The sequence below is a fragment of the Stenotrophomonas maltophilia genome (assembly GCF_013464915.1).
Classification (GTDB): Bacteria; Pseudomonadota; Gammaproteobacteria; order Xanthomonadales; family Xanthomonadaceae; genus Stenotrophomonas; species Stenotrophomonas maltophilia_AT.
Genome location: NZ_RAVT01000019.1, coordinates 15,218 through 27,506, shown reverse-complemented (window position 1 = coordinate 27,506; position 12,289 = coordinate 15,218). Strand labels below are relative to the sequence as shown.

The window sequence follows — 12,289 nt, the reverse complement described above, 5'->3', positions numbered from 1 at the left end:
GCTATGCTTGATGGGTGGCGCCGGGCTCTCCCGGTGCGTGGACACGAACGGCTCCATCGGCGCCGCCCATCCCTTTCTGCAGAACCGCTTGATGCCTGCGATCCTGATCATCGACGACAACGCCAGCGTGGGCACCGCGCTGGACGTGCTGTTCTCCCTGCACGACATCGACACCCTGCAGGCGCAGACGCCCGCCGACGGGCTCGCGCTGCTCGAATCACAGCCGGTCGACCTGGTCATCCAGGACATGAATTTCAGCGAGGACACCACTTCCGGTGAGGAAGGCGAGGCCCTGTTCGCGCAGATCCGCGCGCGCCATCCGGACCTGCCGGTGATTCTGCTCACCGCCTGGACCCACCTGAGCAGTGCGGTGGACCTGGTCAAGGCCGGTGCCGCCGACTACCTGGCCAAGCCCTGGGACGACCGCAAGCTGATGACCACGGTCAACAACCTGCTGGAACTGTCCGAGGCACGCCGCGAGCTGGACCGGCGCCGCAGCCGTGAACTGCGCCAGCGCAACGCGCTGGAAGAGAAGTACGACCTGTGCGGCGCGGTCTTCGCCGACCCGGCCAGCGAGCGCGTCATCGCCCTCGCCTGCCAGGTCGCACGTTCGGAACTTCCGGTACTCATCACCGGTGCCAACGGCGCCGGCAAAGAGAAGATCGCGCAGATCATCCAGGCCAATTCCCTGGTGGCCAAGGGTCCGTTCGTGGCGGTCAACTGCGGCGCGCTGCCCTCGGAACTGATCGAAGCCGAGCTGTTCGGTGCCGAAGCCGGTGCGTATACCGGCGCCAACAAGGCTCGTGAAGGCAAGTTCGAGGCCGCCGATGGTGGCACCCTCTTCCTGGATGAGATCGGCAACCTGTCGCTGGGCGGGCAGATGAAGCTGCTGCGCGTACTGGAAACCGGCCGCTTCGAGCGTCTGGGCTCCAACCGCGAACGCCAGGTCAAGGTCCGCGTGGTCAGCGCGACCAATGCCGACCTGCCGGCGATGATCCGCGACGGTACCTTCCGCGAAGACCTCTATTACCGCCTCAATACGGTGGAACTGGTGCTGCCGCCGCTGGCCGAACGACCGGGCGACATCGTGCCACTGGCCGAGCGCTTCCTGACCGCCGGCAAGCCGCTGTCCAGCGCCGCCACCGCAGCACTGCAGCGGCACCCGTGGCCGGGCAACGTGCGCGAACTGCGCAACGTGATCCAGCGTGCCGAACTGCTGGCCACCGGCAACCGCATCGAAGTGGCCGATCTCAACCTGCCGCGCACAGCCATCGCACCGCGACCGGCACCCAGCGCAGGCAATGATCCCGACCGCGCACGCATCGAGGATGTACTGGCGCGCAACCATGGCGTCATCGCCCAGGCTGCCGCCGAGCTCGGCCTGAGCCGCCAGGCGCTGTACCGGCGCATGGACCGCCACGGTATTCCACGCGAATGAAACGACGCTCGTTCACTTTCCGCCTGTTCCTGCGCCTGCTGCCGGTGTTGGCACTGGCTGCGGCACTACCGTGGCTGCTGGCCTACTGGATGGACCATGGTTGGGTGGTGACCACGGTATCGGCGCTGGTCCTGCTGTCGCTGATGTGGTGGACCCTGCGCCGTGCCACCGCACCGGTACGCTCGCTGATGCGTGCCCTGGCGGGTACCACCAGCAGTTACCGCGACGGCGAATACAACTTCGGCGTGCACTGGCCTGGGAACGACGAGCTGGGCGACCTGGTGCAGGCCCACCGCGAACTGGGCGACGTGCTGCGCGCGCAGCGACAGGGCCTGGTGCAACGTGAGCTGCTGCTGGACACCATGGTGCAGAACACGCCGGTGGCGATGCTGCTGATCGCCTCCGGCGGTGATGGCGTCGCCCGCGTGGTGTTCTCCAACCTGGCGGCGCGCAAGCTGCTGCACGGCGGCTGGAAGCTGGAGGGCCAGCGCCTGGAAGACGTGCTGGAACAGGTGCCGGTGGAACTGCGCGATGCCATCGCCCGTGGCGGTGACAGCCTGTTTGCGGTGCACGCCGAAGGCGAGGATGGCGACGAGGACGATGAGCAGGTCTACCACCTCTCGCGCCGCGCGTTCCAGCTCAACGGCCGCCCGCACGACCTGCTGCTGGTGCGGCTGCTGACCGCCGAACTGCGGCGCCAGGAGGTGCAGACCTGGAAGAAGGTGATCCGGGTGATCAGCCACGAGCTCAACAACTCGCTGGCGCCGATCGCTTCGCTCGCCCATTCCGGCGGCGTGCTGGTGCAGCGCGAGCGCTTCGACCGGCTGCCGGAGATCTTCACCACCATCGAAGACCGCGCACGCCACCTGGAAGGTTTCATCCGCGGCTACGCGCGCTTTGCCAAGTTGCCACAGCCGCAGCTGCAGACCGTGCACTGGGCACCGTTCCTGTCCAGCCTGCGCCAGCAGATTCCGTTCGGCATGGAACGTGAGCCGGACGAGGAGCTGAGCAGTCGCATCGACATCGCGCAGTTCGGGCAGGCGCTGTTGAACCTGCTGAAGAACGCGCATGAAGCCTGCGCCGAAGCCGAGCCGCCCAACGATGACGTGCAGGTACAGCTGACGCGGCTGCCGCAGTGGCTGCGCCTGGACGTGCTTGATCGTGGCAAGGGCATGAACGAACAGGTGCTGCAGAACGCACTGATGCCGTTCTATTCGACCAAGCGCAACGGCACCGGGCTGGGGCTGGCGCTGACGCGCGAGATCGTGGAGGCGCACGGCGGACGCGTGTCACTGCAGAATCGCGGTGATGGCGGGTTGTGCGTGTCGATCCTGCTGCCGGTGGGTTGAGCGGGCCAACGGGGTTGCCGGTAGTCTCCGACCCTGGTCGGCCAGTCAGCAGATCCACGCCATGCGTGGATATGCCGACCAAGGTCGGCAGCTACCAGACGCGCCGCATCGCCACGCGCAGATGCATCGGAAACCCGAGCGCGGCCTCTTCGGCCATCACCGCCTGCAGTCCTGCACCCCACTCCGCCTCCGGCGCGGCGACGAACCCTTCGCTGGCATAGAAGGCCGCATTCCACGGCACGTCGGACAACGTGGTCAGCACAGCCGAGCGATAGCCTTCCGCCCGGGCCCGTGCCACTGCATGGCGCAACAACGCGCGCCCATGGCCTTGCCGCGCATGCGCGGGGTCCACGTCCATCTGCAGCACATGGAACTCACCGGCCAGTTCGCCGGCAAGCAGATAGCCGGCGATGCCACCGTCAGCCGCATCCACCACCCACAGCTGCCGGCGCTCGAGGCCCTCCTGTAGTGTCGGCAGATCCAGGCCATGACCGGCGAACACCGGATAGGCCTCATGGCCCTTCAACACCTCGCCGGCGCGCTGCTCGATGCCGGGCAGCACACCGAGTTCATCGGCGCGGGGAATGCGTGGCTCAGGACTTCCTGAGCGGGCGCTTCCAGCCATCGATGGTTTCCTGTCGTGCACGTGCCAGTGTCAGCTTGCCGTCCGGCGCGTTGCGGGTGATGACCGAACCGGCGGCAATGGTCGCGCCGTCGCCAATGGTCACCGGTGCTACCAGCGAACTGTTGGAGCCGATGAACGCGTTGTCACCGATGGTGGTGGTCGACTTGTTCACGCCATCGTAGTTGCAGGTGATGGTGCCAGCGCCGATGTTCACCCTGCTGCCGATCACCGCATCGCCCAGGTAGGTGAGGTGGTTGGCCTTGCTGCCCACACCCAGCGTGACCTTCTTGGTTTCGACGAAGTTGCCGACGTGCACCCCATCGGCCAGCACGGTGCCCGGGCGCAGGCGCGCGAACGGGCCGATCTGCGCCGCACCCTCGGTCACCACGCCCTCCAGATCGCAGTGCGCACGCACTTCAGTGCCCGGCCCGAGGTTGACGTCCTTCAAACGGTTGAACGGACCGACGGTGACGCCGTCGCCGAGCACCACGTCGCCCTCGAGCACGACATCGACGTCGATCAGCACGTCGCTGCCCACGGTGACGGTGCCGCGGATGTCGACCCGTGCCGGGTCGCGCACGCGCGCGCCCTGCGCGCACAGCGCACGCACCGCGCGACGCTGCCAGGCACGCTCCAGCTGCGACAGCTGCCACGGATCGTTCGCCCCTTCGGCTTCCTGCGCGTCGGCCACCAGCGCCATCTCGGCCGGGGTGTACTCGTGCGCGGCGAACGCGAACACGTCGGTCAGGTAGTACTCGCCCTGTGCGTTGCTGTTCGACAGCTGCGACAGCCAGCGGCGCAGCGCGGTAGATTCTGCGGCGATGATGCCGGTGTTGATGATGCGCACGCGCAACTGCTCGTCGCTGGCATCCTTCTGCTCGACGATCGCACCCACCTTGCCTTCGGCATCGCGCAGCACGCGGCCATAGCCGGTCGGGTCATCCACCTCGGCCACCAGCACCGCCAGCCGACCCGGCTGCGCGAGCAGCTCACGCAGGGTCTGCGCACGGATCAGCGGTACGTCGCCGTACAGCACCAGTACCTGTGCAGCATCGGGCACCTGCGGCATCGCCTGCGCGACGGCGTGGCCGGTGCCGAGCTGCTGTGCCTGTTCAGCCCATTGCAGGTCCTGCTGGCCGACGAAGTACTGGCGCACGGCTTCGCCGCCGTGGCCATGGACCACATGGATCGCCGCCGGCTGGAGCTCACGGGCCGCATCGATCACGTGCGCCAGCATCGGCTGGCCCGCGATCGGCTGCAGCACCTTCGGCAGCACCGACTTCATGCGCTTGCCAGCGCCGGCGGCGAGGATGATGACGTGCAGGGCTTGGGTCATGGAACGGTAGTCCGTGGTTCGTTGCCGGTGATTCTAGAGCGTGCGCCGTTAACATGGGCATCCCTCCCCCTTCGCCATGCCGATGAGCCTCATCCGCCAGGGAAGCGCCTACCTCGTCATCGGGCTCGTGCAGCTGCTGCTCGACTGGCTGGTGTTCGTGGCCGCCACCGCGCTGGGCATGCCGGTTGCGCCGGCCAACGTGGCCGGGCGCGTGGCCGGCATGCTGCTGGGCTTCTGGCTCAACGGCCGCTACACCTTTGCCGAGGCGGGCGCACATAGACTTGGCTGGAAGCGCTTTGCCCGCTTCTTCGGCCTATGGCTGCTGATGACCGTGGCGAGCACGCTGCTGGTGAGCCTGGTCGATCATGCGCTCGGCCTGCGGTACACCTGGCTGGCCAAGCCGCTGGTGGAGGGCGCGCTGGCCTTCGTGTCGTTCCTGCTGATGCGGTACGTGGTGTATCGCTGATACGGGGTGGGATTCTGGATGCCGGATCGGGATCGGGATCGGGATTCGGGATCGGGATCGGGATCGGGATCGGGATCGGGATCGGTAGAGTCGACTGTTAGTCGACTGCTCTTCCATCAGGTCGCGAGAATGCCGCGCTGCGCGCGATAGTCGACTGACAGTCGACTCTACCCAGGCGGGCCTGCCCCGCTCCAAACAAAAACGCCGGCACAAGGCCGGCGTTCTCGTGGATGCAGCGCGTGAGCCTCAGTGCTTGAGGGTCTTGCGCAGGCGCTCCAGGGCCTGCAGCTGGACGACGGCTTCGGCCAGCTTCTGCTGGGCTTCAGCCACTTCCATCGCTTCGCCGCGGTTGGCCAGGATGCGCTCGGCTTCTTCCTTGGCCTTGCGGACCGAGGCTTCGTCGATGTCCTGCGCGCGGATCGCGGTGTCGGCCAGCACGGTCACCACCTGCGGCTGCACTTCCAGGATGCCGCCGGAAATGGCGAAATCCAGCTGCTCGCCGTTCGGCGTGGTCACCACCACCTTGCCCGGCTTCAGGCGGGTGATCAGCGGTGCGTGCTTGGGCGCGATGCCCAGTTCGCCCAGCTCACCGGTGGCCACGACCAGGGTCGCTTCGCCACGGAAGATTTCCTGCTCGGCGCTGACGATGTCGCAACGGATCGTGCTCATGCAAATCTCTTCGCTGTTCGCGGCGGCGCAATGCCACCGTGGGAGTCCACCGGCGCGGGCGGTTGCCCGGCACCGGCGTCAGGTCGGGCAGGATCGCTCCCGCCCGTCCCGGATCAGGCCTTCTCGGCCATCTTCTTGGCCTTCTCGACCGCTTCTTCGATGCCGCCGACCATGTAGAACGCCTGCTCCGGCAGGTGGTCGTACTCGCCATCGACGATGGCCTTGAAGCCACGGATGGTGTCCTTCAGCGGCACGTACTTGCCCGGCGAACCGGTGAACACTTCGGCCACGTGGAACGGCTGGCTGAAGAAGCGCTCGATCTTACGGGCGCGCGACACGGCCTGCTTGTCCTCTTCGGACAGTTCGTCCATGCCCAGGATCGCGATGATGTCCTTCAGTTCCTTGTACTTCTGCAGGGTCTGCTGGACGCGCTGGGCGGTGTCGTAGTGCTCGTGGCCGATGACCAGCGGGTCCATCTGGCGGCTGGTGGAGTCCAGCGGATCGACGGCCGGGTAGATACCCAGCGAGGCGATCGAACGCGACAGGGTCACGGTCGAGTCCAGGTGGGCGAAGGTGGTCGCCGGCGACGGGTCGGTCAGGTCATCCGCAGGAACGTAGACGGCCTGGATCGAGGTGATCGAACCGTTCTTGGTCGAGGTGATGCGTTCCTGCAGGACGCCCATTTCCTCGGCCAGGGTCGGCTGGTAACCCACGGCGGACGGCATACGGCCCAGCAGTGCCGACACTTCGGTACCGGCCAGGGTGTAGCGGTAGATGTTGTCGACGAACAGCAGGACGTCCTTGCCCTTGCCGTTTTCGTCCTTCTCGTCGCGGAAGTACTCGGCCATGGTCAGGCCGGTCAGGGCGACGCGCAGACGGTTGCCCGGCGGCTCGTTCATCTGGCCGTACACCATCGCCACCTTGTCCAGGACGTTGGAGTCCTTCATTTCGTGGTAGAAGTCGTTGCCCTCACGGGTACGCTCACCCACGCCGGCGAACACGGACAGACCGCTGTGCGCCTTGGCGATGTTGTTGATCAGTTCCATCATGTTGACGGTCTTGCCGACGCCGGCGCCGCCGAACAGGCCGACCTTGCCGCCCTTGGCGAACGGGCACATCAGGTCGATGACCTTGATGCCGGTTTCCAGCAGTTCGGTGGCCGGGGACTGGTCTTCGTACGACGGGGCCGCACGGTGGATTTCCCAGCTGTCGCTGGCGGCCACCGGGCCGGCTTCGTCGATCGGACGGCCCAGCACGTCCATGATGCGGCCCAGGGTGCCGGCGCCGACCGGCACGGAGATGCCGCGGTTGGTGTTGACGGCAACCAGGTTGCGCTTCAGGCCGTCGGTGGAACCGAGGGCGATGGTACGCACCACGCCGTCGCCCAGCTGCTGCTGGACTTCGAGGGTGATCTCGGTGTTTTCGACCTTCAGTGCGTCGTACACCTTCGGCACCGACTCACGCGGGAATTCGACGTCGACGACCGCGCCGATGATCTGAACGATCTTGCCCTGACTCATTGCTGCATCCTCTAATGTGTGCTTTGAACGAACGCGGTCAGACTGCTGCCGCGCCGCCGACGATTTCGGAGATTTCCTGGGTGATCGCTGCCTGGCGCGCCTTGTTGTAGACGAGCTGCAGGGTGCCGATCAGCTTGTTGGCGTTGTCGCTCGCCGCCTTCATCGCAACCATGCGTGCCGCATGCTCGGAGGCGACGTTTTCCAGCAGTGCCTGGTACACCAGCGACTCGATGTAACGCGTCATCACGTGCTCCAGCACGGTCGCGGCATCGGGCTCGTAGAGGTAGTCCCAGTCGTGGTGAGCGACCTGCTTCTCAGCCGGCGGCAGCGGCAGCAGCTGATCGAAGCTGGCCTTCTGCGTCATGGTGTTCACGAAGCGGTTGTAGACCAGGTACACGCGGTCGACCTTGCCTTCGGTGAAGGCATCGAGCATGACCTTGATCACACCGATCAGCGATTCCAGCTTCGGCACGTCGCCGATGTGGGTCACGCTGCCGACCATGTTGACCTTCACGCGGCGGAAGAAGGTCGATGCCTTCTGGCCGATGGTCACCAGGTCCACTTCCGCACCCTTGTCCTGCCATGCCTTGGCTTCGCCCAGCATCTTGCGGAACAGGTTGTTGTTCAGGCCGCCGGCCAGGCCGCGATCGGAGGAGATCACGATGAAACCGACCCGCTTGACCTGCTCGCGCTCGACCAGGAACGGATGCTGGTAGTCGGTGCTGGCCTGGGCCAGATGACCGATCACCTGCTTCATCGCCTGCGCGTACGGACGCGAGGTCTTCATCCGATCCTGCGCCTTGCGGATCTTGGAGGCCGAGACCATTTCCAGGGCGCGCGTCACCTTGCGGGTGTTCTGCACGCTCTTGATCTTGGTTTTGATTTCGCGTCCGCTTGCCATCTTTTGTTTCCCGTGGCGCGGGGCTGGTGCCCCGCGTTGTTCAACCGTTTGTCATCTGGTCCAGCGGAGCCCGCGGCTCCGCTCTACAGGACCGCGATTACCAGCTGCCGGTGGTCTTGAACTCGGCGATGCCCTTCTTGAAGGCACCTTCGATGTCGTTGTCCCAACCGCCGGTGGCGTTGACCTTGCTGACCAGTTCGCCCTGGGTGTTGGCGAAGTGGGCGTGCAGGCCTTCTTCGAACGCCAGCAGCTTGTTGACCGGCACGTCGTCGAGGTAACCCTCGTTGACGGCGTAGATCGACAGCGCCTGGTTGGCGATCGACATCGGCGCGTACTGCTTCTGCTTCATCAGCTCGGTAACGCGCTGGCCACGCTCCAGCTGCTTGCGGGTCGCTTCGTCCAGGTCCGAGGCGAACTGCGCGAACGCAGCCAGCTCACGGTACTGGGCCAGCGAGATACGGATGCCGCCCGACAGCTTCTTGATGATCTTGGTCTGGGCCGAGCCACCGACGCGCGACACCGAGATACCGGCGTTCACGGCCGGGCGGATGCCGGCGTTGAACAGGTCGGTTTCCAGGAAGATCTGGCCGTCGGTGATCGAGATCACGTTGGTCGGAACGAAGGCGGACACGTCGCCGGCCTGGGTTTCGATGATCGGCAGTGCGGTCAGCGAACCGGTCTTGCCGGTGACCTTGCCTTCGGTGAACTTCTCGACGTATTCCTCGGACACGCGGGCAGCGCGCTCGAGCAGACGGGAGTGCAGGTAGAACACGTCACCCGGGTAGGCTTCACGGCCCGGCGGGCGCTTCAGCAGCAGCGAGATCTGGCGGTAGGCGACAGCCTGCTTGGACAGATCGTCGTACACGATCAGCGCGTCTTCGCCGCGGTCCATGAAGTACTCACCCATGGTGCAGCCCGAGTAGGCGCTGATGTACTGCATGGCAGCCGATTCGGAAGCGGTCGCGGCCACCACGATGGTGTGGGCCAGCGCGCCGTTCTCTTCCAGCTTGCGCACGATGTTGGCGATGGTCGAAGCCTTCTGGCCGATCGCAACGTACACGCACTTGATGCCGGTGCCCTTCTGGTTGATCACCGCATCGATGGCCATCGCGGTCTTGCCGGTCTGGCGATCGCCGATGATCAGCTCGCGCTGGCCACGGCCGATCGGGATCATCGCGTCGACCGACTTGTAACCGGTCTGCACCGGCTGGTCGACCGACTTGCGCCAGATCACGCCCGGCGCAACACGCTCCACCGGAGCGGTCAGGTCGGTGCCCAGCGGGCCCTTGCCGTCGATCGGCTCGCCCAGCGCGTTCACGACGCGGCCCAGCAGTTCCGGACCGACCGGCACTTCCAGGATGCGGCCGGTGGTCTTGGCGACGTCGCCTTCGCGCAGGTGCTCGTAGTCACCCAGGACCACGGCGCCGACCGAGTCGCGCTCCAGGTTCAGGGCCAGGGCGAAGGTGTTGTTCGGCAGTTCGATCATTTCGCCCTGCATCACGTCGGCCAGACCGAAGATGCGCACGATGCCGTCGGACACGCTGGTCACGGTGCCTTCGTTGCGCGATTCCGCGGCCAGCTTGACCTTCTCGATGCGGTTCTTGATCAGTTCGCTGATTTCGGAGGGGTTGAGCGTGGTTGCCATCGTCAAGTCCTAGTGCCGGCAGCGGGGCCGGACGTTAAATGAATTCAGTTAGCGAGCGCGGTCTGCAGACGGGCCAGCTTGCCCTTCAGCGAACCATCGATGACCACGTCGCCGGCGTCGATCACGGCGCCGCCGATCAGCGAGGCATCGACCGCGGTGGTCACGTCGACCTCGCGGTTGAAGCGCTTGCGCAGCGCGACCTTGATCGCGTCCAGCTCACCGGCCGACAGTTCGGCGGCCGAGGTGACGGTGGCCTTGACCACGTGCTCGGCTTCGGCGCGCAGGGCGTCGAACATGCCGGAGATTTCCGGCAGCAGCGGCAGACGATGCGATTCGGCCAGGATGGCCAGGAAGCGCGAGTAGGTCTCGCCGTGGGACGCCGGCGCCAGCAGGGCGACGGCGTCGTCACGACCCAGCTCCGGGTTGGCGAGCAGGGCCGCCACGCGCGGGTCGGCGGCGACGTGGGCGGAGAACGCCAGGGCGTCCGACCACGGCGCGAACGCGCCTTCGTCGCGCGCGGTCGCGAACGCGGCGCGGGCGTACGGGCGGGCAAGCGTGAGGGCCTGGCTCATCCTTAGATCTCCGAGGCCAGCTCGTCGAGCAGCGCCTTGTGGGCGTTGGCGTCGATTTCGCGCTTGAGCAGCTTTTCGGCACCGGTCACGGCCAGCACGGACACCTGCTTGCGCAGATCTTCACGGGCACGGTTGGCGGCGGCGTCGATTTCAGCCTGGGCCAGTTCCTTCTGACGGGTGGCTTCGGTGATCGCTTCGTTACGGGCAGCATCAACGATCTGGTTGGCACGTGCGTGGGCCTGATCGATGATCTCGTTGGCCTTGGTGCGTGCTTCCTTCAGCGCTTCGTTGACCTTCTCCTGCGCCTGGGCCAGATCTTTCTGGCTGCGGTCGGCAGCAGCGAGGCCTTCAGCAATCTTCTGCTGGCGCTCTTCGATCGCGTTCATCAGCGGCGGCCAGATCTTGGTCGCGATGATCCAGATCAGACCAGCGAAGGCGAGCGCCTGCGCAAGAAGGGTGAAATTGATATTCATGGTTAGCTCGATCGCTGGTTTCGGGGTGGACGCGCCGCCGTAGCGGCGCATCCGGCCTTCATCCGAAACCGGGTGCATCAGCACCCGGTCGTCTCAAACCGCTGTATCAGCCGGCCAGAGCCTTGGTGACGGCGCCAGCGAAGGCAGCCGACAGCGGGTTGGCGAAGGCCAGCAGCAGGCCGACGGCGACCGAGATGATGAACGCGGCGTCGATCAGGCCGGCGGTGATGAACATGCGGACCTGCAGGACCGGGATCAGTTCCGGCTGGCGGGCGGCCGACTCCAGGAACTTACCAGCCATGATGGCCAGACCCAGACCGGCGCCCAGCGCGGCCAGGCCGATCATGATGCCGACGGCAAGGGCGGTGGAGCTCTGAATCTGCGCGAAGTTGGTCAGGACGGCGAAGTACATGGTTATCTCCAGGAACTTAAGTTGCTAAGGGTGATGAAACGGATGAAGGTTGAAACGCGTTGAAGCTTGAAACTCAGTGAGCGTCTTCCGACAGGCTCAGGTACACGATCGACAGCATCATGAAGATGAAGGCCTGCAGCGGGATCACCAGCAGGTGGAACAGCATCCAGCCGAGGCCGAACACACCACCGGCAATGGCGCCGAAGAAACCGGCACCACCCAGCACCCAGATCAGCAGGAACACGATTTCGCCGCCGAACATGTTGCCGAACAGTCGCATCGCCAGCGAGATCGGCTTGCTCAGCCACTCGACGATGTTGAGGATCAGGTTGAACGGCATCATCCACTTGCCGAACGGCGCCGTCAGGAATTCCTTGATGAAGCCGCCCAGGCCCTTGGACTTGAGCGCGAAGAACAGCATCAGGAAGAACACGCTGATGGCCATGCCCAGGGTGGCATTGACGTCCGCGGTCGGGACCGGCTTCCAGTAGTGCACGCCCACCCATTCCAGCGGCTTGGCGATGAAATCGGCCGGGATCATCTTCAGCAGATTCATCAGCAGAATCCAGAAGAAGATGGTGATGGCGATCGGCGTGACCAGCTTGCTCTTGCCGTGGTAGGTGTCCTTGGCCTGGCGGTCAACGAACTCCAGGCAGATTTCCACGAAGGCCTGCCACTTGCCCGGCACACCGGCGGTGGCCTTGCGGGTGCCCAGCCAGAACGCGACAACGATCACAAGGCCCATCAGGACCGCGGTGAGGAAGGTATCGACGTGGATATGCCAGAACATACCCTCACCCTTGCCGACCGGCGCGGTCAGGTTGTGCAGGTGATGCTGGATGTAGCTGGTAGGGGTTAGAGCCTCGCCCGCCATGTGTCCGGA

General features: G+C 65.4%; 13 protein-coding genes. 3 read left to right on the top strand and 10 right to left on the bottom strand.

Translation table 11 applies throughout. The annotated features are described in order from the left end of the window. Nucleotides 1-91: 91 nt before the first annotated feature. Both D7T59_RS06740 and D7T59_RS06735 read left to right on the top strand, forming a co-directional pair. Nucleotides 92-1,438, top strand: a complete 1,347-nt coding sequence (locus tag D7T59_RS06740; protein WP_164137753.1) for a sigma-54-dependent transcriptional regulator — start codon at nt 92-94, stop codon at nt 1,436-1,438. After that, nucleotides 1,435-2,787 (top strand): sensor histidine kinase, encoded by a 1,353-nt coding sequence (locus D7T59_RS06735; RefSeq protein ID WP_164137754.1) that lies wholly within the window; start codon nt 1,435-1,437, stop codon nt 2,785-2,787. The genes D7T59_RS06740 and D7T59_RS06735 overlap by 4 nt, the downstream gene beginning before the upstream one ends. Before the next feature lie 91 nt (nt 2,788-2,878). Here D7T59_RS06735 and D7T59_RS06730 read toward each other — a convergent pair whose 3' ends face one another. Both D7T59_RS06730 and glmU read right to left on the bottom strand, forming a co-directional pair. Further along, nucleotides 2,879-3,412 (bottom strand): GNAT family N-acetyltransferase, encoded by a 534-nt coding sequence (locus D7T59_RS06730; protein WP_180853013.1) that lies wholly within the window; start codon nt 3,410-3,412, stop codon nt 2,879-2,881. Next, a complete protein-coding gene (gene glmU / locus D7T59_RS06725) occupies nt 3,381-4,748 on the bottom strand; it encodes a bifunctional UDP-N-acetylglucosamine diphosphorylase/glucosamine-1-phosphate N-acetyltransferase GlmU (protein WP_180853012.1) in 1,368 nt (455 codons plus the stop codon). The genes D7T59_RS06730 and glmU overlap by 32 nt, the downstream gene beginning before the upstream one ends. 82 nt (nt 4,749-4,830) lie before the next feature. On the opposite strand from glmU, the gene D7T59_RS06720 reads away from it, so the two are divergent. After that, a complete protein-coding gene (locus tag D7T59_RS06720; protein ID WP_180853011.1) occupies nt 4,831-5,214 on the top strand; it encodes a GtrA family protein in 384 nt (127 codons plus the stop codon). Nucleotides 5,215-5,460: 246 nt separating this feature from the next. Here D7T59_RS06720 and D7T59_RS06715 read toward each other — a convergent pair whose 3' ends face one another. The 8 genes from D7T59_RS06715 to atpB form a co-directional block, all read right to left on the bottom strand. After that, on the bottom strand, nt 5,461-5,883 hold the full coding sequence (locus D7T59_RS06715) for a F0F1 ATP synthase subunit epsilon (RefSeq protein ID WP_005411127.1): 423 nt from the start codon (nt 5,881-5,883) through the stop codon (nt 5,461-5,463). Between the two features lie 113 nt (nt 5,884-5,996). Beyond that, nucleotides 5,997-7,403, bottom strand: a complete 1,407-nt coding sequence (gene atpD / locus D7T59_RS06710) for a F0F1 ATP synthase subunit beta (protein WP_164137758.1) — start codon at nt 7,401-7,403, stop codon at nt 5,997-5,999. 37 nt (nt 7,404-7,440) lie between these two features. Then, nucleotides 7,441-8,304, bottom strand: a complete 864-nt coding sequence (gene atpG / locus D7T59_RS06705; RefSeq protein ID WP_006471334.1) for a F0F1 ATP synthase subunit gamma — start codon at nt 8,302-8,304, stop codon at nt 7,441-7,443. A 97-nt stretch (nt 8,305-8,401) separates the two neighbouring features. Then, on the bottom strand, nt 8,402-9,949 hold the full coding sequence (atpA, locus tag D7T59_RS06700) for a F0F1 ATP synthase subunit alpha (RefSeq protein ID WP_008266965.1): 1,548 nt from the start codon (nt 9,947-9,949) through the stop codon (nt 8,402-8,404). A 44-nt stretch (nt 9,950-9,993) separates the two neighbouring features. Then, nucleotides 9,994-10,521 (bottom strand): F0F1 ATP synthase subunit delta, encoded by a 528-nt coding sequence (locus tag D7T59_RS06695; RefSeq protein WP_164137759.1) that lies wholly within the window; start codon nt 10,519-10,521, stop codon nt 9,994-9,996. Nucleotides 10,522-10,523: 2 nt separating this feature from the next. After that, the gene (locus D7T59_RS06690) at nt 10,524-10,994 is read right to left on the bottom strand and encodes a F0F1 ATP synthase subunit B (RefSeq protein WP_180853025.1); all 471 of its coding nucleotides are present in this window, start codon (nt 10,992-10,994) and stop codon (nt 10,524-10,526) included. A 106-nt stretch (nt 10,995-11,100) separates the two neighbouring features. Then, nucleotides 11,101-11,406 carry a F0F1 ATP synthase subunit C gene (atpE, locus tag D7T59_RS06685; protein WP_005411133.1) on the bottom strand — a complete coding sequence of 102 codons (306 nt, stop codon included), beginning with the start codon at nt 11,404-11,406 and terminating at the stop codon, nt 11,101-11,103. Nucleotides 11,407-11,479: 73 nt separating this feature from the next. Beyond that, entirely contained in the window at nt 11,480-12,280 is an 801-nt protein-coding gene (atpB, locus tag D7T59_RS06680; protein ID WP_010481316.1) for a F0F1 ATP synthase subunit A, read from the bottom strand. Between the last annotated feature and the right edge of the window lie 9 nt (nt 12,281-12,289).